We start from the raw sequence: 24,045 nt of genomic DNA on the forward strand, positions 1-24,045 counted from the left end.
CGTACCGTTCGGACTGACTCACGGGCGTTTGAACGATCCATTGCCGGTCGATCGGGTATGAATCAGTCCGAACGGTACGCCGTGGGGTGCCCAGAGGGCGGGACGGCGCGAGAGCTCTACTGGCACAGGCACCAGGGACGAGACCAGCCCCTCTCCGCACGGGGAGATGGGCTGGACGAAGCGGTGGTGGAGCCTAGGGGACTCGAACCCCTAACCCCCTGCTTGCAAAGCAGGTGCGCTACCAATTGCGCCAAGGCCCCGTGCAGGTTGCCCTGCTGGGAGTGTCGTGCCCGGTCAGCGAGTGACCTGGTCGGTGGCCTCTGCCCACAGGTCCTGCTCGGCCTGCTTGGCTCGGATCCGCTGGGCGGCCGCGACGAGGGCGGCAGCGAGGACTCCGGAGACAATCGCGCGCTTGATCATGGGATCTCCCTCGAGCGATGGGGGTGCGGATGGTGGGCCTAGGAGGACTTGAACCTCCGACCTCTTCCTTATCAGGGAAGCGCTCTAACCGCCTGAGCTATAGGCCCGCTGCCCTGCCGGGCGCGAGGCACAACGTTACCGTAGACCCCGGCCCGCGACCAAAATGGCCGCGGGCCGGGATCGGGTCGGCTGGGCCGACGCCCTGACAACCGCCGTCAGTCGTCGGTCAGCGTCGTGTGCATCCCGCCCACCAGGCTGGCGCAGACGTTGTAGAGGAATGCGGCGAGCGTGGCGAGGGCGGTGAGGAACAGGGTGTTGAGGATGGCCAGCATGACGCCCATCGAGATGACCCGGGTGAAGCCGACGTAGTCCATCAGGTTGAACTTCTTGCCGGCGTCGCCGAGCAGGTCCGGGATGGTGTCCTGGATGGTCGAGAAGACGCCCATGCCGTTGAGGATCATCCAGAGCACTGCGACCATGACCACCCAGGCGATGCCGAGGGCTACCGAGACGAGGAACGACAGCTTCAGCACCGACAGCGGGTCGACGCGCTGCACCCGCAGCTTGACCCGACGCACCGGCGCGGTCGAGGCGGCCGACGAGGCGGCAGCGGCCCTCGAGGACGTGGCGGACGTGCTCCTGTCGCTCGCCACCGCACCGGACGAGCCCTGGCCACGGTTGTCGGTCGTGGCCACGGGTGAGGTGCTGTCCGCGCTACTCACTGTCGGTCTCCTCGGAAGGCTGGTCGGTGCTCTCGGCGGTGTCGTCGCCATCGGAGTCCACGCTAACGCCATCGGGCTCGGAGGGGTCGCTAGCAGCGCCGGAGACCTCGCGTGCCGCGTCGTCAACCGTCTGCTCAGCCGCGCCGTTCTCAGCCGCGCCTTCCTCGACCCCGCCCTCAGCCGCGCCCTCCACCGCCTCGTCCTCGATCTCGCGCTCGACGTTGCGGGCGACGGCGACGATCGTGTCGTTCTTGCCCGGGTTGGCGAACAGGACGCCCTGGGTGTTGCGCCCGCTGTAGCGGACCTCGTCGACGCGGCTGCGCACGATCCGGCCCTTCTCCATGACGATCATGACCTCGTCGTCGGGGCTCACCACGAGCGCACCGGCGAGGTCGCCACCGCGCTCGGACTGCTTGGCGACCAGGACGCCGAGGGTCGCGCGCCCCTTGACGGGGTACTCCGAGGCGAGCGTGCGCTTGGCCAGGCCGTTCTCGAACACCACGAACACGTCGGGGTCGGTCTCGTCCTGGACGACGTTCATCGCGAGGAGCCGGTCGTCGCCGCGGAACTTCATGCCTGTCACGCCACTCGTAGACCGTCCGGTCGGCCGCAGCACGTCGTCGCCGGCCGTGAACCGCACCGACTGGCCGTGCAGCGACACGAGCAGCAGGTCGTCGGCCGACGAGGCGAGCGAGGCGCCGACGAGCTCGTCACCGTCGCGCAGGTTGATCGCGATCAGACCACCGGACCGGTTGGAGTCGTACTCGTCCAGCCGTGTCTTCTTGACCAGCCCGTTGCGGGTCGCGAGCACGAGGTAGGGCACGTGGATGTAGTCGCGGATCGCCAGCACCTGCGCGATCTGCTCCCCGGGCTGGAAGGCCATCAGGTTCGCTACGTGCTGGCCCTTGCTGTCGCGGCTGCCCTCGGGCAGCTCGTAGGCCTTCGCGCGGTAGACCCTGCCGAGGTTGGTGAAGAAGAGCAGCCAGTGGTGGGTCGTGGTCGTGAAGAAGTGCTCGACGATGTCGTCGCCGCGCAGCTGGGCGCCCTTGACGCCCTTGCCGCCGCGGTGCTGGCTGCGGTAGGCGTCGGTGCGGGTGCGCTTGGCGTAGCCCCCGCGCGTGATCGTGACGACCACGTCCTCCTCGGGGATCAGGTCCTCCATCGACATGTCGCCGTCGAACGCCACGATGTCGGTGCGGCGGTCGTCACCGAACCGGTCCACCAGCTCGGCCAGCTCGGTCGAGATGATGTCCCGCTGCCGCTCGGGGCGGGCCAGGATGTCGTTGTAGTCATCGATCTTGGCCTGCAGCTCGTCGTGCTCGTCGATGAGCTTCTGCCGCTCCAGGGCGGCGAGCCGGCGCAGCTGCATGTCGAGGATCGCGCGGGCCTGGATCTCGTCGATCTGGAGCAGCTCGATCAGCCCGTCGCGCGCGACCTCCACGGTGGCGCTGCGGCGGATCAGGGCGATGACCTCGTCGAGCGCGTCGAGGGCCTTCAGCAGACCGCGCAGGATGTGGATGCGCTCCTCGGCCTGACGCAGGCGGAACTTCGTGCGCCGCACGATGACGTCGATCTGGTGCTCGACCCAGTAGCGGATGAACGCGCTCACCGGCAGCGTGCGCGGCACCCCATCGACCAGGGCGAGCATGTTGGCGCCGAAGCTCTGCTGCAGCTGGGTGTGCTTGTAGAGGTTGTTGAGCACGACCTTCGCGACAGCGTCGCGCTTGAGCACGATGACCAGGCGCTGACCGGTGCGACCCGAGGTCTCGTCGCGGATGTCCGCGATCCCCTGGATCCGGCCCTCCTTGACCAGCTCGGCGATCTTCTGCGCGAGCGAGTCGGGGTTGACCTGGTAGGGCAGCTCGGTCACGACCAGGCACTGCCGGCCGAGGATCTCCTCGACCTCGACGACCGCGCGCATGACGATCGAGCCGCGCCCGGTGCGGTAGGCGTCCTCAATGCCCTTGCGGCCCATGATGAGCGCACCGGTGGGGAAGTCCGGGCCCTTGATGATGCCGAGGCACGCCTCGAGCAGCTGGTCCTTGTCGGCCTCGGGGTGCGCGAGCAACCACTGCACCGCCTCGGAGACCTCGCGCAGGTTGTGCGGCGGGATCTGAGTGGCCATGCCGACGGCGATGCCGGCGGAGCCGTTGACGAGCAGGTTCGGGAAGCGAGCCGGCAGCACCTCGGGCTCGAGGTTCTTGCCGTCGTAGTTGGGCCGGAAGTCCACGGTCTCCTCGTGGATGTCGCGGACCATCTCCATCGCGAGCGGCGCCATCCGGCACTCGGTGTATCGCGGTGCGGCGGCGGGGTCGTCACCCGGGGAGCCGAAGTTGCCCTGGCCCTGCACCAGCGGGTAGCGAAGCGACCAGTCCTGCACCAGGCGCACCAGGGCGTCGTAGATCGCCGAGTCACCGTGCGGGTGGTACTGACCCATGACGTCACCGACGACGCGCGAGCACTTGTTGAAGCCGCGATCGGGCCGGTAGCCCCCGTCGTACATCGCGTAGAGGATGCGCCGGTGCACCGGCTTCAGGCCGTCGCGCACGTCGGGCAGCGCGCGGCTCACGATGACGCTCATGGCGTACTCGATGTAGCTGCGCTGCATCTCGGTGTTGAGGTCGACGGCCTCGACTCGGTCGGTCTGCGCCAGCAGACCCTCGGGGTCGGTAGACCCGATGGTCAGCTCGACGTCGTTGCCGTCGGTGGCGTCACCGCCATCGGTGGCTTCGGTGCCGTCGGTGGCTTCGGTGCCGTCGGTGGCCGGCGTCTCGGGGTCGAGGCCTTCGGGGTCGACGCCCTCGGGGTTCTGGCCGTCATTGGTGGGTGGCTGCTCGCTCACGAATATCCCTAACTAGTCGAGCACTTCACGCTGGTGGTGCACTGTGGAAGCGGCCGGTCTACGCAATCGTGCGCGGAGCCAACCGAACTCGCGGATCAGATGTCGAGGAACCGCACGTCGCGGGCGTTGCGCTGGATGAATCCCCTTCGGGACTCGACGTCTTCGCCCATCAGGATCGCGAAGATCTGGTCCGCGGCGGCCGCGTCGGCGAGCGTGACCTGCAGCAGGGTGCGCTGGTCGGGATCCATCGTGGTCTCCCACAGCTCGCTGTAGTCCATCTCGCCCAGACCCTTGTAGCGCTGGATCGGGTTGTCCTTGGGCAGCCGCTTGCCGTGGGCCTGCCCGTCGGCGATCATCGCGTCGCGCTCGCGGTCACTGAACGAGAACTCGTGGGTCGCGTTCGACCACTTCAACCGGTAGAGCGGGGGCTGGGCGAGGTAGACGTAGCCCGCCTCGATCAGCGGCCGCATGAACCGGAAGAGCAGGGTCAGCAGCAGGGTGCGGATGTGCATGCCGTCGACGTCGGCGTCGGCCATCAGCACGATCTTGTGGTAGCGCGCCTTGCTGATATCGAACTCCTCGCCGACGCCCGTGCCGAACGCGGAGATGAGCGCCTGGACCTCGGTGTTGGCGAGGACCTTGTCGATGCGGGCCTTCTCGACGTTGAGGATCTTGCCGCGGATCGGCAGGATCGCCTGGGTCTGCGGGTTGCGACCGCGCACGGCCGAGCCGCCCGCCGAGTCGCCCTCGACGATGAAGACCTCGCTCAGCTCGGGGTTGCGGGACTGGCAGTCGCGCAGCTTGCCGGGCAGCGAGCCGGAGTCGAGCAGGCCCTTGCGGCGGGTGGCCTCGCGAGCCTTGCGGGCCGCCATGCGCGCGGCCGCGGCCTGGATCGACTTGCGGACGATCTCCTTGCCCGAGGAGGGGTTGCGGTCGAGCCAGTCGTTGAGCTCCTCGGTCATCGCGCGCTGCACGAAGCCCTTGACCTCGGAGTTGCCGAGCTTGGTCTTGGTCTGACCCTCGAACTGCGGGTCGGCGAGCTTGACCGAGATGACGGCGGTGAGACCCTCACGGACGTCGTCGCCGGTGAGGTTCTCGTCCTTGTCCTTGAGCAGGTTCTGCCGGCGCGCGAAGTCGTTGATCAGCTTGGTGAGCGCCGCGCGGAAGCCCTCCTCGTGGGTGCCGCCCTCGTGGGTGTTGATGGTGTTGGCGTAGGTGTGCACCGACTCGGAGTAGGCGGTGGTCCACTGCATCGCCACCTCGAGCGAGAGCCCCTTGCCCTCGTCCTCCAGCTCGAAGCTGATGATGTCGTCGTTGACCTTCTCGGCGCGCTTGGTCGCGTTGAGGTGGTTGACGTAGTCGACCAGGCCGCCGTCGTAGCGGTAGGTGATGGTCTTGCCCTTGACCTTGCCGGCGGCGTCCTTAGCGACCGACTCCTTGCCGTCGGTCGTCTCGCCTGGGGTGCTGGCGTCGGCGTCGGTGTCGGTGCTCGCGTCGTCGCGAGCCTGGCCCGGCTCGTCGACCGCGCCGGCCTCCTCGGCCTCGACGTCGGCGTCGGCCTGCGCCTGCGGGCGCTCGTCGGTCAGCGAGATGGTCAGGCCCTTGTTGAGGAAGGCCATCTGCTGGAACCGGGCGCGGATCGTCTCGAAGTCGTAGACCGTGGTCTCGAAGATCTCGGGGCTGGCCCAGAACGTGATGGTCGTGCCGGTGTCGTCGGCCGCCTCCTCCTGGCGCAGCGGCCCGGTCGGCACACCGTGCTCGAACTCCATCCGGAAGACGTGGCCCTTCTGGTGGACCTCGGCCTCGAGGCGCGTGGACAGCGCGTTGACCACCGAGGAGCCCACGCCGTGCAGGCCGCCGGACACCTTGTAGCCCCCGCCGCCGAACTTGCCGCCGGCGTGCAGCTGGGTGAGCACGAGCTCTACGGCAGAGACCTGCTCGATCGGGTGGATGTCGGTGGGGATGCCGCGACCGTTGTCGGTGACCCGGACGCCGCCGTCGGCGAGGAGGGTGACCTGGACGTGGTCGGCGTAGCCCGCGAGCGCCTCGTCGACCGAGTTGTCCACGATCTCCCAGACCAGGTGGTGCAGGCCGCGCTCACCCGTCGAGCCGATGTACATACCCGGGCGCTTGCGGACCGCCTCGAGACCCTCGAGCACCGTGATCGCTGCGGCGTCGTACTCCGGCAGGTCGGGACGGGGTGCTGCAGGGGGCTGAGCTGCCGGCTGAGCCGGCGTGGTCGCGTCGGGCGGGGTGGGCTGGTCGACGTCGGACACAGGTCTCCTCAAGAGGTCGCGCGCGCGTGGTCGACGACGCCGCTCCGCGAAGGGGCACGTGCTGTCCGCTCCGGTAGGCCGATGGGCCTCGCCGCCACGATCCCGGACAAGCGCCGGAACCCTCCTAGTCTACCGGTCCGCGAGGGGTGAGCTCGGCCATTGAGGGCCCCGAACGGCCCGTTTCGCGGTTTCCAGCGGCCGCTCTGGTGTCCCCCCATGCACCTCGGTCTGAAAGTGGCGCAGACGGGCGCCGCCGGGTCCCCCGGGACGAACGCCTCGACGGGTGACAAGAAGGGGGACAAAACGACGCAACCGCCCCCGGTAGGCAGTCGTCCAGGAGGGTCGCATACTAAGGAAACCTGTCAATCAACCTCCGCCCCACCGTCTCGCCCCCTGAGGAGTGTCATGACCAGCAACGCCGCTCGCCGCCTGACCACCCAGCTCACGATGACCGCGCTCGCCCTGCCCCTCGGCGTGGCGTCGCTGGCCGGGGTCGCCTCCGCCGCACCCGCGCCGGCGCAGTCCATCTCGGCACCCGCCACGTCCACGTCCGCCCGCACCTTCGCGGCCACCACCAGCACGAACCCCGTAGACCGTCACCTCACCGGCACGCTGCCGGACGGCTCGACCTGGCAGATCGACGTGCCCGCCGGCTGGAACGGCAAGCTCGTGCTGTTCAGCCACGGGTTCCGCACCGGCACCGACAACCCCTCGTTCGACGCGGGCTGGGCGCCGACCTCGGCGGCGCTGCAGGAGCGAGGCTGGGCGGTCGCGCAGTCGTCCTACGCACGGACCGGATGGGCTCTCGGCTCCGCGGTCGACGACCAGATCGGCACGCTGAGCGAGTTCAAGCGCCTGGTGGGGGAGCCGACCCGCACCGTCGCGGTGGGCCGGTCGATGGGTGGTCTGGTCTCGAGCCTGCTGGCCGAGCGACCCGACGCGGACATCGACGGCGCCGTCTCGACCTGCGGCCTGCTCGGCGGCGGTCTGAACCTCAACAACTACCAGCTCGACGGCGCCCAGGCGATCGCCTCGCTGCTGCTGCCGGGCGAGCCGATCAAGCTCACCAAGTTCAGCTCCGTGAGCGAGGCCGCGGCGAGCGCCCAGCGTCTCGGCGACGCCGTCACGGCCGCCATGGCGACCCCCGCCGGCCGAGCCCGGGTCTCGCTGGCGGCGACCTTGATGAACATGGCGCGCTGGGCCACCGGTGACATGCCGCCGGCGCCGCGGGACGCCGAGGCCATCCTCAAGGCGCAGGTCAGCTACCTGCCCGGGACGCTCATAATGGCCATGACCCGCCGGGTCGACATCCAGCAGGTGTCGGGCGGGGACAGCGGGTGGACCAAGGGCGTCGACTACGCCCGGTTGCTGGCGCGGTCCGGGCAGCGCGCGAACGTCGCCACGCTCTACCGTGCTGCGGGGCTGGACCTGCGCAAGGACCTGGACACGATCACCGCGACGGCCGACGTGACCGCCGACCGGGCGGCGATCCGCTGGATGCTGCGCACGTCCGTCCCGACCGGCAAGCTGCGGGTCCCCGTGCTGACCACGCACACGCTGGCGGACCCGGCCGCGCCGGTGGAGTACCAGTCGGAGTACGCCGCGAAGGTCAAGCGCGCGGGACGGTCGTCGCTGCTCAAGCAGGCCTACGTCCAGCGCGTCGGGCACTGCACGTTCACCGTCGCCGAGAACCTCGCTGCCGTGGGCGCCATGGATGCCCGCCTGACGACCGGTCGGTGGGGCCGCGTGGCCACCACCCGGGGCCTGCAGGAAGCCGCGCTCGCGACCGGCACGACCACCGCGGCCTTCGTGGACGACCGGCCCGAGCCCTTCGTCAACGACCGGGCCGACCGGATGACCCGCTGGGGTGGCCGGCACGGGCACTGATCGCCCTCGTCACCGGTCCCGCGCCCGCCACCAGCTGATCACCGACCGGATCGCCAGCACGTCCGCGGTGATCTCCCCGGCCGGGCGCGGGGAGGTGACGGGGGTGGCCGTGATGCGGCGCAGCGGCACCTGGGCCTGCTCGAACAGCTCGCGCGAGGCCCGCGCGGTCGGGTGCCAGCAGGCGCCGAGGACGAGGTACCCGAGGGTCATCACCTCCTGCTCCATCGCCTGGTAGGGGGTGACGGCCCTCGGCTCGTCGGCGGCCGCGCGACGGGTGACCTGGTCGGCCTCGAGCAGCTCGTAGTAGAGGTGGCGGCGGTTCGCCCGGGCGGCCGCGGTGAACACCCGGCCGCTGGCGAGGTCCTGCAGCACCGCACCGATGCCCTCGATCACGCGCCGCCCGTGCGAGCGCACGTGCAGCACCGAGCGACCCCAGCCGGTCGCCCAGAGCACCGCGAGGGACACGACGACCGCGACCACGGTGTCTACGGCACGGTCGGTGACGTTGTGCCACGGGTCGAGACCGGGCGCGGCGGCCGAGGCGATGCTGAGCGCGAGCGGCGTGATGAACAGGACGGCGGCGGCGTAGTTGCGCACGACCAGCAGCTCGATCAGCAGCTGCAGCACCACCAGGATGACGACCACGGCCCAGCCGGTCGGGTGGACCTGGACGAGCACGGCGAAGAGCAGCAGACCACCGAGCGTGCCGACCAGGCGCTGCAGGCCGCGGGTCGTCTGCGCGGCGCGGGTCCCGCCCTGGTGCAGCACGAGGGCGCTGAACGCCACGGCCCAGTAGCCATGCCCGAGCCCGAGTGCCACGCTCAGCGCTCCGGCGATCGCCGTCGCCAGGCCGACGCGGAGCACCGACAGCAGGATCTCGCTCGGGCGCCGGGCAGCGGCCCGCAGCAGGTAGCCCGCGTCCGGGCGGCCGAGGGAGGACTCGCGCAGCTGCTCGAGGTCCACCTCGTCCTCGCGCCGCTCCGAGAGCTGGCGAGCCTGGGCGACGCTGGTGAGCTCGAGCCGGCGCGCGTCGGTGGTCTGCACCGACCCCCACGGCTCGGGGTCGATCCCGAGGGCGTGGGCGGACACCCGCGCCGACACGGCGGCGTAGCGCTCGGCCACCTCGCCCAGCCGGCGGGTCAGCAGCTGCAGCTCCGGGCCGCCGCCACCGCGTCCGCCGCCGTCGCGCAGGGCGGTCCAGGCGGCGTGGAGCGCGGTCGACGCCGCACCCCGCGCGGCGACGGCCTGCTGGGGTCCGCGGGTCGCCTCGAAGGTGTCGACCGCACGTTCGGCCTGGTCCACGGCTCGTCGCTCCGGTCCGTGCCGGTCGAGCGTCAGGTCGCTGAGCCCCACCACGAAGGCGATCGCGGCACCGGCCGCGACGAGCGCCATGATCTTTGCGACGGGGGCGCCGTGCTGGGCCATGAGGTTGGCCACGCCGACCACCAGGATGAAGAAGAAGGCCCCCGGCGGCCCGATCTTGAGCGCCTGGCACGCGAACGTCGCCACCATCGCCACCAGCACCATGGCGGCGATCCCCAGCACGGGCTGCCCCGCGGTGAGGGCGCCGAGGGTGGCGGCGGCGACCAGACCGACGCCCACGACGGCCATCAGTCGCGCCCGGAAGCGGCCTGGGCTGCTCGGCGCGTAGAGCGCGGTGAACGCACCCAGGGTCGAGATCAGCCCGAGCGACTGCTCACCGAGCGCGGTGGCGACCGACAGCGGGATCGCCAGGCTGATCGCGGCCTTCAGCGCGACCGGCCAGCGTCGGACTCCTCGGTTGACCGCAAAGACGTCTCGCACCACACCCACGGGTCCTACTGTGCCGCAGTGTCCCCGGCACTGTTCGGACTGTCCGGGTGTGGGTCAGGCGGTGCGGGTGCGGGTCAGGCGGAGCGGCCGGTCCGCGCGAGCACCCGCGCCTGTCGACCGGCCTCGGCCGGGACCTCGACGGGTCGCGCGAAGATGCCCGGGGCGTACGCGTGCTCGCCGAAACCGTCCACCGCGTGGTCGATCTCGTCGATCTCGGCGTCGGTGAGGACCTCGTCCCGACCCTGCGAGCGCGCCAGGTCCCAGCGGTGCACCAGCAGGTCGAACCCGTAGAACCGGGCGAGGGTCGCGCCGATCGTCGTGCGTCCGAAGGCCCCGTCGTACTCCCGGGCCCCGACGCTCGGGTCGGCCAGCGCCGCTCGGACGGTCGCCTCGTGGGAGCGCCACCGCTCGGCCGGGTCGGACCCGGTGGCGTCGTCGCGCAGCTCGACGTCCTGCCCGGCGAGGAAGTCCCGCTCGGTCGAGATGACGTGCTCGACGACGTCCGCGGCGGTCCACCCCGCGCAGGGGCTGGCGGCGCTCCAGTCGCCGACCTGGTCGACGACGGCGGTGAACGGGTCCGCGTGCCGGCCCCAGGACTCCAGGTCGGTGCTGATCTCGGACTGGGAGCTGGGCTGAGCGGTGTCGTGGGCGGTGTCGTGGGCGGTGTCGTGGGTCGCCATGGTTCCTCCTCGGGTGGGGGTGCGCCGACCGGTCGACGGCCGGCGCCGGGTGAGGATCTCGACACTAGGCTCGGCCAGGTGGCGGGTCTTGAGGATTCCCGACAGGTCCGGCCGAGCACGGCTCGCGCCCGGGACGACATCGAGCGCGCCCACCTGCGCGACCCCGCGGACCGCACGTTCGAGATCTACCGCTATGCGCCGCCGGAGGAGCTGAGCTGCTGGATCCGGCGCTACTGGATCCCCGTGTGGGACGTGCCGGAGCCGGCAGGCCGCGAGCAGAAGGTGCTGCAGTATCCCGTGACGCTCGCGGTGGTGTCCTCGACGTACGCGCACTTCATCGGGCCGCAGCGGGGCCTGTCGACGAACGTGCTGGCGGGCCGCGGCTGGGCGTTCGGCGTCATGCTCGCGCCCGCCGCCGGTGCGCTGCTGCTCGGGACGTCGGTGTCCGAGCTGACCGATCGGCGGGTGCCGCTCGAGACGATCGCGGCGCTGGCCGAGCTGCCGGATCGACTCCGGCAGATCATGAGCGAGGACCCATCCGCGGTGGCCGCGCACGAGGCCGGCCGCCGGCTCGTCGAGGAGCGGCTGCGCACGCTGGGGGACCCCGATCAGGAGTCGCGGCTGGTCAACGCGCTGGTCACGGCCGTCGAGGACGACCCGGGGCTGACGTCGGTGGGTCAGCTGTGCGAGCGGTTCGGCCTGACCGAGCGGACGGTGCAGCGGCTGACCGCTCGCCGGCTGGGGCTCAGCCCGCTGTGGTTGATCCGGCGTCGACGGCTGCACGAGGCGGCCGAGCGCCTGCGCGAGCGACCCCGCAACCTCGCCGACGTCGCCGCCGAGCTGGGATATGCCGACCAGGCGCACTTCTCCCGCGACTTCCGGACGGCGACGGGGATGACGCCGGGGGAGTTCGCCCGGCTGCAGGCCGCAGGGTCAGCGACCTGACCCGACGGTGCGGTCCAGGAAGGCGAGGATCTCGGCCGTCACCTCGTCGCGGTTGGTCTCGTTGAGCAGCTCGTGCCGGGCCTCGGGGTAGATCGTCACGGTCACGTCGGTGAGCCCCGCCTCGCGGTAGCGCTCGCCGACGACCTCGATCGCGCGCCCGCCGTCCGCCAGCGGGTCGGCGTCGCCCGAGACGAGCAGGATCGGCAGGTCGGGGCGCAGCTCGCGCAGCCGCTCGGGGTCGGCCGCGGCCGCCAGCGTCCCCATCCCGCGGAAGGCCTCCGACTCGAAGCCGCACCCCTCGTCGGCGACGTAGCGGTCGACCTCGGCCTCGTCCCGGCTCAGCCACTCGAAACCGGTGCGCTGCTCGAACCCGGCGTTGAAGGCGCTGAGGTCGGCGGGCTCGGGCGAGTCCAGCATGCCCGAGATGGACCCGGCCTCGGCCGTGCCGGAGAGCACCACGGCGTCGACGTCGGCGCTGTGGTCGAGCAGGTACTGCTGGGTCGCGAACGACCCCAGGCTGTGCCCGAACAGCGCCAGCGGCAGATCCGGCTCGTCCTCGCGGATGCGCTGCCGCACCCGGTCCACGTCGTCGATCCACCCCAGCCACGAGTCCGGCCCCCACTGTCCGTAGCGCCCCTGCGCGGTGCGGCCCGAGCCGCGCGCATCGGGCGCGTAGACCAGGTAGCCGGCACCGGCCAGCGCTCCGGCGAAGCGCCGGTAGCGCCCCGCGTGCTCGCCGAGACCGTGCTGCACCTGCACGACCGCTCGCGGCCGGCCCTGCGGGGCGAAGCGATAGACCTGCAGCTCGATGCCGTCGGCGGTGGGGACAGTGATGGTCGACTCGTCCATGACCACACCTTCGCAGCAGCGCGTCGTTGCTGCACCCCGAGAGGGCCGGTGAACTGGTGGTCGTGTTGGCTGGCTGGTCGTGTGTGGGCTGGTCGTCGTGGGTGGAGGGAAAGCCCGGCGGCTGGTCTAGCCGTAGGTGTCGCGCGGCCCCCGACCCTGGGCGGCCCGTCGGCCGTAGCGCCAGGTCGGGGTCGCCGGTCCTACGACGCGCAGCTCGACCACCGTGTCGGCACCGAGCTCGGCATTCATCCGGCCGAGGACCTGGCTGGTGAGGTAGCGGATCTGGGTGGCCCACGCGGTCGAGCTGGCGCGCACGGTGAGCACCCCGTCGATGAACGACACCGGCTCGCTGTGCTGCGCGACGTCCCCACCCACGATCTGGTCCCAGCGTCCGAGCACCGAGCCGACCGCCACCTCGGTCTGCCAGCCCCGCTCACCGAGCAGGTGGTCCAGCGAGTCGGCGATGGCGAGCGGGTCGCGGTCGTCCTTGCCCGCGCCGGTGCGGCGCACCTCGTTGACCTCGTTGCGGAGACGCGGCTTGGGCTTCATCCCGGGACGAAGTCCCTTGGCCTTGGCCGCTGCTCGCGCCCGCGCGAGGGCGGCCGCAGCCGCGGTCGCCGCGTTGTCGGGGTCGGCCCGCGGGTCGGGCTTGGCCGCCAGCCGGTCGCGCTCGAGGTCGGCCACGGGCACGTCGCTGGGCGCAGGGTCCGTAAGGTCGGTGCCGTCAGGCGGATTCGTCGCCGGGCTCATGGCTCACCTCCCCACGTTTCACGTGGAACGTCGTAGCCCCCGGGCCTCGCAGCGCCGCTGGCACGTCCTCGCCGACGGCCGCGGTGACGATCACCTGCTCGGCATCACCGATCCGGGCGGCGAGCCGCTCCCGCCGAACGGAGTCGAGCTCGGCGAACACGTCGTCGAGGATGAGCACGGGGTCGTCACGCAGGTCGACACGCAGCAGCGCGAAGGCGGCGAGGCGCAGCCCGAGCGCGAACGACCAGGACTCGCCGTGCGACGCGTAGCCCTTGGCGGGCAGCTCGCCGAGCCCCAGCACCACGTCGTCGCGATGCGGTCCGACGAGGGTGAGCCCGCGCTCTACCTCCTGCTGGCGCACGAGCGCGAGCGAGCTGCGCATCGCCTCGGCGAGCTCCGCGATCTCGGGGACCTCGCCGTCGGCGAGCGCGGTGGCTACCTCCTCGCGCAGCGACGAGCGGTAGGTGAGCCGCGCGTCCGACTGCGAGTCGCTGACCGCGTCGTAGGCCTCCGCGAGGTGCGGACCGAGGTCGCGCAGCAGCCGCAGCCGGGCGTAGAGCAGGTGCGAGCCGACCTCGGACAGGTGGCTGTCCCACACGTCGAGGGTGTGCAGGGCGGCGTCGCGCTGCTCCTCCAGCGACGGCCCGCCCGCAGCACCGGCCGACGCCGACGAGCGACCACGGCGGGCGCCTGCGGGCCGCAGGATCGCCGCACCCTGTTTGAGCAGGGCGTTGCGCTGCTTGAGGATCCGGTCGTAGTCGGCCCGCACCCCGGCCCAGCGCGGCTGCCGGGCGACGAGCAGGTCGTCGACGAACCGGCGCCGCTCGCTCGGGTCACCCTTGACCAGCGCCAGGTCCTCGGGGGCGAACAGCACGGTGCGCAGCGTGCCCAGGATCTCGCGCGGTCGGGGGACCGGCGTGCGGTTGAGCTGGGCCCGGTTGGAGCGCCCGGGGATGATCTCGAGCTCGACCAGGGTCTCGCGGCCGTCGCGCACGACGACCCCGCGCACGACCGCGCTCTCGGCGCCGAAGCGCACGAGCGGGGCGTCCTGGGCGACGCGGTGCGAGCCCAGGGTGGCGAGGTAGCCGATCGCCTCGACGAGGTTGGTCTTGCCCTGGCCGTTCAGCCCGACGAGCGTCGTCACCCCAGGCCCGAGCGGCAGCTCCGCGGTCTCATAGCTGCGGAAGTTGCCGACCGAGAGGTGACGGACGTGCACCTGGCTCGGTCAGGCCTGGCCGGACGACTTCGCGTCGGCCTTGGCCGCCGACTCCTTGGCACCGGTCGTGTCCTCCTTGGGCTCGGCGCCCTGGTGGACGTCGGCCATGGGGGTGCCCTCGAGCATCTTGACGGCGTGCCCGCCGAACTGGCCGCGCAGCGCGGCGACCGCCTGCATCGCGGGCGAGTTCTCCTGGCGGGAGGCGAACCGGGCGAAGAGCGAGGCGGCGAGGACGGGCATCGGCACGGCGTTCTCGATGCCCTCCTCGAGGGTCCAACGGCCCTCGCCGGAGTCGGTGGTGAACTCGCTGATGCCCTCGAGGTCGGGGTGCTCGTCGAGCGCCTTCACCATCAGGTCGAGCAGCCAGGAGCGCACGACGGTGCCCCGGGTCCAGGCCTTGAAGCAGCCGTGCACGTCCTCGACGATGTCCTTGGCGAGCAGCAGCTCGAAGCCCTCGGCGTAGGCGTGCATCAGGCCGTACTCGATGCCGTTGTGCACCATCTTGGCGTAGTGGCCCGCACCGAGCTTGCCCGCGTGGACGAAGCCCTCGTCGCGGGGACCCTCGGGCCGCAGCGCGTCGAAGATCGGCATCGCCCGCTCGACGTCGGCTTCCTGCCCGCCGCACATCAGGCCGTAGCCGTACTCCTTGCCCCAGATGCCCCCGGACACGCCCACGTCCATGTAGTGCACACCCTTGGGCTCCAGCAGCGCGCCGTTGACGATGTCGTCGGTCCACTTGCTGTTGCCGCCGTCGATGACCAGGTCACCCTCCTCGAGGAGGTCGCCGAGGGCCGTGACGGTCTCGCGGGTCGGGTCGCCGGCGGGGACCATCACCCACACGACGCGGGGTGCCGACAGCTTGCCGACGAGGTCCTCGAGCGAGCTGGCGTCGCTCAGGTCGGGGTTGCGGTCGTAACCGACGACGTCGTGACCGGCCGCGCGCAACCGGTCCCGCATGTTGCCGCCCATCTTGCCGAGGCCGATGAGTCCGAGCTGCATGGTGGGTGCCTTTCGGTGGGGTGATGGTGCGTCAGGCCGGGAAACGCACCGGCATGAGGACGTAGCGGTAACGCAGGTCAGGCGCAGCGCCGGGCTCCGACTGCCCACAGAGTACGGCGGGACGGCTCGGCTGGGTGAACTGCAGCCGGGTCAGTGGCGTGCCGACCGCGCCGAGACCGTCCAGCAGGAAGTGCGGGTTGAAGCCGATCTCGATCTCCGGACCGGTGAGCGTGCACTCGACGGCCTCGCTGGCCTGGGCGTCGTCACCGGCGCCGGCCTCGATGGAGACCTGGCCGTCGGTGAAGCGCAGCCGGACCGGGGTGTTGCGCTCGGCGACCAGGGAGACGCGCTTGACCGCCTCGACCAGCGCCGCGGTGTCGACCACGGCTTCGGTCTCGACCGACGTCGGGAAGATGGAGGTGACCTTGGGGTACTCGCCGTCGAGCAGGCGGGTGGTCGTGCGCCGCGAGCCGGCCTCGAAGCCGACCAGACCGTCACCGCCGGCCGCCGAGCCGAGGGCGATCTCGACCGAGCCGGAGGCACCGAGCGACTTGGCGGTGTCGGAGAGCAGTCGGGCGGGGACCAGCGCGACGTGGTTGGCGTCGGTGGCCTGCGGCGACCAGGTCAGCTCGCGCATCGCCAGCCGGTAGCGGTCGGTGGCCAGCAGCGTCATGGTGTCGCCCTCGATCTCGACCCGGACGCCGGTGAGGATCGGCAGGGTGTCACCGCGGTCCGCAGCCACCGCCACCTGGGCGACGGCCTGGGTGAACGTCGTGCCGTCGATGGTGCCGCTGCCCTCGGGCGAGATCGGCAGCGTGGGGTAGTCGTCGGCGGGCATCTGCAGCAGCGCGAACCGGCTCGACCCGCAGGTGACCTGGACCTTGTGCCCGTCGGCCGCCAGCTCGATCGGGCGGTTGGGCAGGTTGCGGCAGATGTCGGCGAGCAGCCGGCCGAGGACGAGCACGGTGCCGGCCTCGCTCACCTCGGCGGCGATGGTCAGCCGGGCCGAGATCTCGTAGTCATAGGCCGACAAGGTCACGGTGTCGTCGTCACCGGCCTCGATGAGCAGTCCGGCAAGGACCGGGACCGGAGCCCTGTTGGGCAGCGCACGCGCCACCCACGTCACGGCCTCGGCGAGGACCTCACGCTCGACACGGAACTTCACCGTTGCCCACCTTTCGTGCTTGCTCGTGGCTCGACAGTAGTGCACCACGAGCGGGTGTCGTAGCCCAGTCCGGTAGTTCGTGCAGCCGTCATCCCCAGCCCTCGTCCCCAAGTTCGTGGGGCGGATCAGATCCAGGTGGTGGAACTCATCGTTGTCATAGGTCCTGTGCATCCTGTGGAGGACCATCATCGCCGCTGGTGAGGTCGGCGTGGCCGGTGTTGACGGGGTGTGGACGGCGCTGGGGTCGCGCTACCCCTCCTTGTGGACGACGAGGAGTTGTCCACAGGCCGAAGCATTCATCCCCACCCCATCCCCAGCATTGAACGGTCAAATTGTCCGCTAGTCCACGAGTTGCCCACATGCGTGCGGCGGGCTGGAAGCAGGAAAAGGGGCCCAAAACGCCCCGTCGGTCGAGGTGGAGCGCTGTCCACACGGTTATCCACAACTGGGGACACACCCAGGCAGGTGAAACTCTCCGTAGTTAGTATTGACTGAAAGTAGCCACCTGTGGGAATGGCGTCACGGCGACGAGAGCGGTGGAGATGGGATCAGTCTCGTGACGCTCTGGAGCCGGCGCCCGCAGGTGCTGGAGCGAGTCAGGCGGGGTTGGACTTGATCCGGTTGGTCAGCTCGGTGACCTGGTTGTAGATCGCCCGGCGCTCGCCCATCAGCTCGCGGATCTTGCGGTCGGCGTGCATCACGGTGGTGTGGTCCCGACCGCCGAACTGCTGACCGATCTTCGGCAGCGACAGGTCGGTCAGCTCGCGGCACAGGTACATCGCGATCTGGCGGGCCTGGACGAGCACCCGCGAGCGCGACGAGCCGCACAGGTCGTCGATGGTCAGCCCGAAGTACGCAGCGGTCTGGCCCATGATCGTGGCGGCCGTGATCTGGGTGGGCTGGTCGGCCGGGATCAGGTCCTTGAGGACGATCTCGGTCAGCCCCATGTCGACGCCCTGGTGGTTGAGGCTGGCGAAGGCCGTGACGCGGATCAGCGCGCCCTCGAGCTCGCGGATGTTGGTCGAGATCTTGCTGGCGATGAACTCCAGCACGTCGTCGGGCGCGGTCATCCGCTCCTGGACGGCCTTCTTGCGCAGGATCGCGATGCGGGTCTCGAGGTCGGGCGGCTGCACATCGGTGAGCAGGCCCCACTCGAACCGGCTGCGCATCCGCTCCTCGAAGCCGGACAGCGCCTTCGGCGGCACGTCGCTCGTGATGACGACCTGCTTGTTGGCGTTGTGCAAGGTGTTGAAGGTGTGGAAGAACTCCTCCTGCGTCTGCACCTTGCCCTGCAGGAACTGGATGTCGTCGATGAGCAGGAAGTCGACGTCGCGATACCGGCGCTGGAAGTTCGTCGCCTGGTCGTCGCGGATCGAGTTGATGAAGTCGTTGGTGAACTCCTCGGAGTTCACGTACTTCACCCGGGTGTTCGGGTAGATCTGCCGGGCATAGTGCCCGATGGCGTGCAGCAGGTGGGTCTTGCCCAGCCCGGACCCGCCGTAGATGAACAGCGGGTTGTAGGCCTTCGCCGGCGCCTCGGCCACGGCGACCGCCGCCGCGTGGGCGAACCGGTTGCTCGAGCCGATGACGAACGTGTCGAAGGTGTACTTCGGGTTGAGCGCGCTGTCCGTGGACTCCTGCGGCACCGACCTGCGGTAGCCCCCGACCCCGGACCCGGTGCCCAGCTCGGTCGGACCCGACACGGGGACGCCGGCGCGGATGCCTGCCTCGCCCCCGAGGTCGAGGCGGTGGTCGGGATGGTGGTCAGGACGATGATCGGCGCGGTGGTCGGGGATGCGGTCTGCGAGGTGCGTGCTGGGCTCGGCGGGAGCGGGCGACTCGGCGCCGTCGATCGGCTCGGCCGCACTCTCCTCGAGGCTCGGGTCGACGGTGACCGCCAGGCGGATGTCGCGACCCAGCTGCTCGGTGAGGGAGTCGATCAGCTCGGCTCGGACGCGCTTCTCGACGATGTCCCGGGTGTAGTCGTTGGGGACGGCGATCAAGGCGGTGCCCTCGAGGACGCCCATCAGCCGGGCGAGCCGCAGGAAGCCTCGCGTGCCGGGGGCGACCCCGCGCTGCTCGAGGGAGCGCAACGTGTCGCGCCACACCCGCGCCACATCTACCTGGGCGTCCATCACGTGCTCTCCCGATCGCATCGTCGACCCTGCGGGGTCCTTGCTCTGTCGTCGCTGTCGTCGTCCGGGGTCCAGGCGGCCTCCGGCCCCACGGTTCGTAGCCCACCGCACGCGGCCGGATGAGCCATCCTGGTGAAGAGTTCTACGAAACGTGGTCAAGTGTGACCCGAAATGCCCTCAATGCACACCATTATCCACAGGCTGTGGAGGATGAGGGTCCATTCGCAACCATCGGCCGGTCCGAAAACGATCCAGCGTCGACCGGCGTGTCGGTGGGCACCCGGCTCCAGGGTCAGCGAATATACGCTGCGCGTCGGGCGCGTGGTCAATTGGGCTGCCCAGGTTTGACCCGTGCGAGCGGGTGCCAGTACCGTGGAGGGTGGTCGGTTCGCGCCGACCCGTTTTGCGTGCCTGCTGATCAACGCGCGTGCGTCGCCGGCCCCTCCCGAGTCCCGCTGCTCGACTGGCCCTGCGTGCGCGGTGCGGTGTTCTGCAGGTGCAGCAGCACCGCCGCCCGCCCGGACACCGCTCGGTGTCCACGATGTCCCCGGAGAATGCCGTGAGCAAGCGCACCTTCCAGCCCAACAACCGTCGCCGTGCCAAGGTGCACGGGTTCCGCGCCCGCATGCGCACCCGCGCCGGCCGCGCGATCCTCGCCGCCCGTCGCACCAAGGGCCGCACCGAGCTGTCGGCCTGAGGCCACGCCGTGCTGCCGGCCCGGCACCGTCTGCGTGAGAGCGCGGACTTTGCTGCGGCTGTGCGCGGCAGCGGCCGAGCCCGCAGCGGCTCCGGCCTGCTGGTGGTCCACGCCCGCCGAGCCGACGCGAGGTCGGAGCACCCGACCCGCGTCGGCTTCGTCGTGTCCAAGGCCGTGGGCAACGCGGTGATCCGCAACCGCACCAAGCGGCGGCTGCGCCACCTGATGGCCGACCGCCTGCCCGCTCTGCAGCCCGGGACCGACGTGGTCGTGCGCGCCAACCCGGCGGCGGCGACGGCCACCTACGCAGCCCTCGGCGCCGAGCTCGACCGGTTGCTTGCCCGGGTGAAGGCCCTCGCATGAGCGAGACCGGCCGCACCTGGCGCACCGAGCTGCGACGACGCCCGCTGGCGGGGATCGCGATGGCCCTCATCCGGTTCTACCAGATGTGGATCTCGCCGGCGTTCCCGCCCAGCTGCCGGTTCTATCCCAGCTGTTCGGCCTACGCGATGACCGCGGTGCAGCGCTTCGGACCGCTCAAGGGGATCCGGCTCGCGGCCTGGCGGCTGCTGCGCTGCAACCCGTGGAACCCTGGCGGTGTCGACCACGTTCCTGCCGTGGTGGGCTCTCGCTCTCCCCAGACTCTGTAGAACCCCGCACCGCCCGGTCTGCTCCGACCCGGCGATGACCCGAAGGACGAGATGGACTTCCTCAACACGCTGCTCAGCCCGATCGAGTTCGTGGTCGCCTGGATCATGTACGGCTGGCACCAGGCGTTCACCGCGATCGGCATGGACCCCGAGGGAGGTCTCACCTGGGGCCTGTCCGTCGTCGGCCTCGTGTGCGTCATCCGCGCGCTGATCACGCCGCTGTTCATCCGTCAGCTGCACGCCTCGCGCAAGATGCAGATGCTGCAGCCCGAGCTGCAGAAGATCCAGGCCAAGTACAAGGGCAAGACCGACCCGGACTCCCGTCAGGCGATGACGCAGGAGACGATGGAGCTCTACAAGGCCCACGGGACGAACCCGCTGTCGTCGTGCATGCCGATCCTGCTCCAGATGCCGATCTTCTTCGCGCTGTTCAACGTGCTCAACGGCGTGGGCAACATCGCGAACGCCAGACGCGGTGCGGTGGGCCCGATCACCCAGTCCGTGGCCCAGCAGATCGAGGCGTCCACCCTGTTCGGCGTGCGGATGTCCGACACCTTCATGAACGCGTGGCGCACGGGACACGCGGCGCCGATCGTCGTGACCCTCGCCCTGATCGTGATCATGTCCATCTCGACGTTCACGTCGCAGCACATGGCGATGACCAAGAACATGCCGGCGTCCGCGCTGGACAACCCGATGTTCAAGCAGCAGCGGATCCTGCTCTACATCACGCCGTTCTTCTTCTTCATCTCCGGGCCTAACTTCCCCATCGGTGTGCTGATCTACTGGGTTGTCTCGAACATCTGGTCGATGCTGCAGCAGTTCTACACGATTCGTCAGATGCCGACCCCGGGGTCGCCGGCCTACGCCGAGTACGAGAAGCGTCAGCGGGCCAAGGGCAAGGCGGTCGTCGACCCGCGCGGCACCGTGGTGGGCGAGCTCGCTGGTGACGGGGCTCCGGCCGTGCGTCAGTCCGGTCAGCGCCAGCAGCCCAAGCGCAAGGGACGTAAGGGCAGCGGTAGCCCGTCCGCAGGCTCGGGCGGTGCGTCCAGCTCACGTCCTGCATCCTCGGACGACGACGTAGACCACTCCGGCGGGGGCAGCAGCACCCGTTCGTGATCTTTCGGTCGCCGGACTCCCGTCCGGCGACCGACCCCTATCCCGGCGCCTGCGGGAACGACTCGAGATCCCAGCGCCCCCACCCCAGGAAGGATGCACATGAGCGAGCAGCACACGACCGAGGCCGACGCGGGCCAGGCCGGCGCCGGCGAGGTCACGACCGTCGAGGTCACCACCGAGCCGGGCGTCGACGGGCTCGTCGACGCGGTCCACAGCACGAACGGTGAGGTCAACGAGAGCGACCTGGCCGGCCAGGGCGAGCACGATCACGGCGCCGCTGCCGAGGGCGAGGTCGACGGTGCCGTCGATGGCTCGCTGGACGGTGCCGGTGCCGGCGACGACGATGGCGATGGCGATGGCGACCCTGAGGGCGACGACGACGCGGACGGCGTCGAGTCCGAGGAGGACGACGACGACACCGCCGACGGTGCGGCCCAGGCCAAGCCAGCCGGCCGCAGCGCCCGGATGGACCTGCTCGAGCGCGAGGGTGAGGTCGCCGCGGACTTCCTCGAGACGCTGCTGGACATCGCCGACCTCGACGGTGACCTGGACGTGGACGTCGACGGCGACCGGGCGTCGGTGTCGCTGGTGGACTCCGACGAGGGTCGCGTGCCGCGTCGGCTCGTCGGCCCCGGCGGCAAGGTGCTCGACGCGCTCCAGGAGCTGACCCGGCTGGCCGTGCAGGCCGAGACCGGTGAGCGCAGCCGGCTGATGCTGGACATCGCGGGCCACCGCGCCGAGCGGCGTGCCGCGCTCGTGGCGGAGGCGCGCACCGTCATCGCCTCCGTGAAGCAGAGCGGCCAGTCGCAGGCGATGGACCCGATGACCGCCTTCGAGCGCAAGGTCGTCCACGACGAGGTGCTGGCCGCCGGGCTGGCCTCGGAGTCCGAGGGCGCCGACCCGCACCGCCACGTCGTGGTGCTGCCGGGCGCCAACGCGTAGTGAACGCACCAGAGCACGACCCACGCGAGGACGTTCAGGTGCCCGCCGCCCCGGAGGCGGCGGGCACCGTCTTTGGTGACCGCCTGCCGTTGGCCGTGGCCTTCTGCGAGCAGCTCGCCACGACGGGTGTGTCGCACGGCTTGATCGGCCCCCGCGAGGTGCCGCGACTGTGGGAGCGGCACATCCTCAACTGCGCGGTCGTGGCCGAGCTCATCCCTGCTGCCACCGGCGACGGTGGGGTGGGCGCCGGGGCGAGCTCCGGCGAGACGCGTCTCTCGGTGATCGACGTGGGTTCCGGCGCCGGGCTTCCCGGCCTCGCGCTGGCCATCGCGCGGCCCGACCTGCACCTGCACCTGGTGGAGCCGATGCTGCGGCGCACCACCTGGCTGCAGAGCGTCGTCGACGAGCTGGCGCTGGACAACGTCACCGTCCACCGCGGACGCGCCGAGGAATTCGCGGGACGGCTGAGTGCGCCCGTCGTCACCGCGCGCGCGGTAGCCCGGATCGATCGGCTGGCTGCCTGGTGCCTGCCGCTGCTGGACCCGGCGGGGGTCCTGCTCGCGCTGAAGGGATCGAGCGCCCAGGAGGAGCTCGACGAGGAAGCCGGTGCGCTTGCTCGCCTCGGCGCCACCTCGTTCGACGTGGTGGGGTGTGGCGACGGCCTGGTCGAGCCTGCGACGGTCGTGGCGCGCGTTGCCGTGAGTCCCGAGCATCGACCTGGAGTCGTTTCTGGAGGCGCAGGGGCGGGTTCGGCTGGTGGCCGCGCGCGCGACGCGCGCAAGGCTCGGTCCGGGAAGTCTGCGAAGTCCGGACGTGCTGAGCGACCTGGGCAGGGACGCCGACGTTCCACGTGAAACACGCAGTTCTGCTGCGGGGGCTCGAGCGGCATGATGGGTCTACCCGAGCAGGAGGACGTCATGAGGCTGACGCTTGAGCTGGACCTGTCCACGGCCGCCGAAGATCCCGCCGGTGAACCTGGCCGCATTCTGCGCTACTGGGCCGGTACCCTGCGGCAGATCGACCTCACCGCGCCGGCGGAGTTTCCCGTGATGGACTCGTCCTACAGCACCCGGGTGGGGACGTTGCGGGTGGAGTCGGCGGACGACTGAGGGGCCCCCGAGGGCCCTCGGCGGGGTTTGCGGTGATCTGTTCCCACGTTTCACGTGAAACGCGCTCTCACAGTCGTGGAGAGGGCCGCGTGCTGCGCTGGGAAGTTGCCCATCGTCGCGTCCACGCTGAGCCGGGCAGCGGCGAGGTGCTCGACGGACTGTTCGGTGACGGCGCTAGGTGGCGAGCCAAGGGCGACGACCACGTCAGACGGGCTCATCATGGACAGACCCTTGTCGGCCTGGCGGGTCCGCCACCACTCGCCCAGCGGGAAGGCTTCGACGGGCTGCCATCCCGATCGTTGTGTGGCGAGGGCCGGCCCGGACCACAGCTGAATGGCGATCGCTTGGTGGGTGACAGGCAGCGTGGGTGTGACGACATCCTGAATTCGTCGCAGGTTCTCGGCTCCGCAATCGTGACCGATCGTCAGGTGGGGGTGGATGTCTTCGAACTGGCCACCGTAGATGGGGTATTCGGGAAGGCCGCTTCCACCTGTCGGGTCAGGTCGATGATCGGTGCCGAGTCCTCCGGCACGAGGAAGAGCACGTCGTCGCCGAACCAGCCCGTGGTGCGCAGCTCGACGGTGAAGCGGATAGCTGAGCGGAACACCGTGCGCAGTCGGCCTAGGTCATCGGCGCTGAGAGCGTCGACCGGCTCGATGGGGTAGATCACGGTGAGGTGGGCTGGGACACCGACACGGGCAGCACGCTCGAACTGGGCCCGGTGCTCGTGAACGATTGGCTCAGCCTCGGGTACGACCAGCAGCAGCGCTGACTCCATCGGGGTCGCAGTATCGATGGCCCGACTAGACCGGAGCAGACGGGTGGGGTCA

General features: G+C 70.6%; 23 protein-coding genes and 2 tRNA genes. 9 read left to right on the forward strand and 16 right to left on the reverse strand.

The annotated features are described in order from the left end of the window. Positions 1-184: 184 nt before the first annotated feature. The 6 genes from MM440_RS06300 to gyrB form a co-directional block, all read right to left on the reverse strand. Positions 185-260: transfer RNA gene (locus MM440_RS06300), tRNA-Ala, on the reverse strand. 34 nt (positions 261-294) lie between these two features. Beyond that, positions 295-420 carry a DLW-39 family protein gene (locus tag MM440_RS06305; protein WP_241443482.1) on the reverse strand — a complete coding sequence of 42 codons (126 nt, stop codon included), beginning with the start codon at positions 418-420 and terminating at the stop codon, positions 295-297. A gap of 30 nt (positions 421-450) precedes the next feature. After that, positions 451-527: transfer RNA gene (locus MM440_RS06310), tRNA-Ile, on the reverse strand. A gap of 108 nt (positions 528-635) precedes the next feature. Continuing rightward, complete coding sequence (locus MM440_RS06315; protein ID WP_241443483.1) at positions 636-1,142, reverse strand: DUF3566 domain-containing protein; 507 nt, start codon at positions 1,140-1,142, stop codon at positions 636-638. Continuing rightward, a complete protein-coding gene (gene gyrA / locus MM440_RS06320) occupies positions 1,135-3,750 on the reverse strand; it encodes a DNA gyrase subunit A (protein WP_241443913.1) in 2,616 nt (871 codons plus the stop codon). Before gyrA ends, MM440_RS06315 begins: the two co-directional genes overlap by 8 nt. A 329-nt stretch (positions 3,751-4,079) precedes the next feature. Beyond that, positions 4,080-6,260 carry a DNA topoisomerase (ATP-hydrolyzing) subunit B gene (gene gyrB / locus MM440_RS06325; RefSeq protein WP_420914134.1) on the reverse strand — a complete coding sequence of 727 codons (2,181 nt, stop codon included), beginning with the start codon at positions 6,258-6,260 and terminating at the stop codon, positions 4,080-4,082. A gap of 405 nt (positions 6,261-6,665) precedes the next feature. Here gyrB and MM440_RS06330 point away from each other — a divergent pair, with 405 nt between their 5' ends. Then, entirely contained in the window at positions 6,666-8,147 is a 1,482-nt protein-coding gene (locus MM440_RS06330; protein ID WP_241443484.1) for an alpha/beta fold hydrolase, read from the forward strand. 9 nt (positions 8,148-8,156) lie between these two features. Here the strand turns inward: MM440_RS06330 and MM440_RS06335 are convergent, their stop codons facing one another. Next, positions 8,157-9,959, reverse strand: coding sequence for an FUSC family protein (locus tag MM440_RS06335; protein WP_241443485.1), 1,803 nt, complete (start codon positions 9,957-9,959; stop codon positions 8,157-8,159). A gap of 74 nt (positions 9,960-10,033) precedes the next feature. After that, positions 10,034-10,639 carry a TIGR03086 family metal-binding protein gene (locus tag MM440_RS06340; RefSeq protein WP_241443486.1) on the reverse strand — a complete coding sequence of 202 codons (606 nt, stop codon included), beginning with the start codon at positions 10,637-10,639 and terminating at the stop codon, positions 10,034-10,036. A gap of 78 nt (positions 10,640-10,717) precedes the next feature. Between MM440_RS06340 and MM440_RS06345 the strand changes: the two genes are divergently transcribed. Further along, on the forward strand, positions 10,718-11,584 hold the full coding sequence (locus tag MM440_RS06345; protein WP_241443487.1) for a helix-turn-helix domain-containing protein: 867 nt from the start codon (positions 10,718-10,720) through the stop codon (positions 11,582-11,584). Here the strand turns inward: MM440_RS06345 and MM440_RS06350 are convergent. From MM440_RS06350 to dnaA, 6 genes are all read right to left on the reverse strand, one after another. Then, positions 11,573-12,433, reverse strand: coding sequence for an alpha/beta hydrolase (locus MM440_RS06350; RefSeq protein ID WP_241443488.1), 861 nt, complete (start codon positions 12,431-12,433; stop codon positions 11,573-11,575). The genes MM440_RS06345 and MM440_RS06350 overlap by 12 nt on opposite strands. A 126-nt stretch (positions 12,434-12,559) precedes the next feature. Continuing rightward, entirely contained in the window at positions 12,560-13,183 is a 624-nt protein-coding gene (locus tag MM440_RS06355) for a DciA family protein (protein WP_241443489.1), read from the reverse strand. Then, the gene (locus MM440_RS06360; RefSeq protein ID WP_241443490.1) at positions 13,158-14,399 is read right to left on the reverse strand and encodes a DNA replication/repair protein RecF; all 1,242 of its coding nucleotides are present in this window, start codon (positions 14,397-14,399) and stop codon (positions 13,158-13,160) included. Before MM440_RS06360 ends, MM440_RS06355 begins: the two co-directional genes overlap by 26 nt. 9 nt (positions 14,400-14,408) lie before the next feature. Further along, positions 14,409-15,398 (reverse strand): phosphogluconate dehydrogenase (NAD(+)-dependent, decarboxylating), encoded by a 990-nt coding sequence (gene gnd, locus MM440_RS06365; RefSeq protein ID WP_241443491.1) that lies wholly within the window; start codon positions 15,396-15,398, stop codon positions 14,409-14,411. A gap of 31 nt (positions 15,399-15,429) precedes the next feature. Continuing rightward, a complete protein-coding gene (dnaN, locus tag MM440_RS06370; RefSeq protein ID WP_241443492.1) occupies positions 15,430-16,563 on the reverse strand; it encodes a DNA polymerase III subunit beta in 1,134 nt (377 codons plus the stop codon). A gap of 596 nt (positions 16,564-17,159) precedes the next feature. Then, positions 17,160-18,719: a chromosomal replication initiator protein DnaA gene (gene dnaA, locus MM440_RS06375; protein WP_241443493.1), complete on the reverse strand. Its 1,560-nt coding sequence runs from the start codon at positions 18,717-18,719 to the stop codon at positions 17,160-17,162. Positions 18,720-19,257: 538 nt separating this feature from the next. Between dnaA and rpmH the strand changes: the two genes are divergently transcribed. The 7 genes from rpmH to MM440_RS06410 all read left to right on the forward strand — a co-directional run bounded on the left by rpmH (position 19,258) and on the right by MM440_RS06410 (position 23,215). Beyond that, positions 19,258-19,395 (forward strand): 50S ribosomal protein L34, encoded by a 138-nt coding sequence (gene rpmH / locus MM440_RS06380; RefSeq protein WP_241443494.1) that lies wholly within the window; start codon positions 19,258-19,260, stop codon positions 19,393-19,395. A 60-nt stretch (positions 19,396-19,455) separates the two neighbouring features. Next, complete coding sequence (rnpA, locus tag MM440_RS06385) at positions 19,456-19,758, forward strand: ribonuclease P protein component (RefSeq protein WP_420914135.1); 303 nt, start codon at positions 19,456-19,458, stop codon at positions 19,756-19,758. Further along, positions 19,755-20,045 (forward strand): membrane protein insertion efficiency factor YidD, encoded by a 291-nt coding sequence (gene yidD, locus MM440_RS06390; RefSeq protein WP_241443496.1) that lies wholly within the window; start codon positions 19,755-19,757, stop codon positions 20,043-20,045. The genes rnpA and yidD overlap by 4 nt, the downstream gene beginning before the upstream one ends. A 51-nt stretch (positions 20,046-20,096) precedes the next feature. Next, a complete protein-coding gene (gene yidC, locus MM440_RS06395) occupies positions 20,097-21,164 on the forward strand; it encodes a membrane protein insertase YidC (protein WP_241443497.1) in 1,068 nt (355 codons plus the stop codon). A gap of 315 nt (positions 21,165-21,479) precedes the next feature. Continuing rightward, positions 21,480-22,106 carry a Jag family protein gene (locus MM440_RS06400; protein WP_241443915.1) on the forward strand — a complete coding sequence of 209 codons (627 nt, stop codon included), beginning with the start codon at positions 21,480-21,482 and terminating at the stop codon, positions 22,104-22,106. Between the two features lie 38 nt (positions 22,107-22,144). After that, on the forward strand, positions 22,145-22,960 hold the full coding sequence (rsmG, locus tag MM440_RS06405; RefSeq protein ID WP_338155612.1) for a 16S rRNA (guanine(527)-N(7))-methyltransferase RsmG: 816 nt from the start codon (positions 22,145-22,147) through the stop codon (positions 22,958-22,960). Positions 22,961-23,023: 63 nt separating this feature from the next. Then, positions 23,024-23,215 (forward strand): hypothetical protein, encoded by a 192-nt coding sequence (locus MM440_RS06410; protein WP_241443499.1) that lies wholly within the window; start codon positions 23,024-23,026, stop codon positions 23,213-23,215. Positions 23,216-23,265: 50 nt separating this feature from the next. Here MM440_RS06410 and MM440_RS06415 read toward each other — a convergent pair whose 3' ends face one another. Together MM440_RS06415 and MM440_RS06420 are read right to left on the reverse strand one after the other, a co-directional pair. Continuing rightward, positions 23,266-23,436 (reverse strand): hypothetical protein, encoded by a 171-nt coding sequence (locus MM440_RS06415; RefSeq protein WP_241443500.1) that lies wholly within the window; start codon positions 23,434-23,436, stop codon positions 23,266-23,268. Between the two features lie 203 nt (positions 23,437-23,639). Beyond that, positions 23,640-23,993 (reverse strand): 2'-5' RNA ligase family protein, encoded by a 354-nt coding sequence (locus MM440_RS06420; RefSeq protein WP_241443501.1) that lies wholly within the window; start codon positions 23,991-23,993, stop codon positions 23,640-23,642. Between the last annotated feature and the right edge of the window lie 52 nt (positions 23,994-24,045).

Origin of the sequence: Arsenicicoccus piscis (assembly GCF_022568835.1) — a bacterium.
In the GTDB taxonomy this organism is placed as follows: domain Bacteria; phylum Actinomycetota; class Actinomycetes; order Actinomycetales; family Dermatophilaceae; genus Arsenicicoccus; species Arsenicicoccus piscis.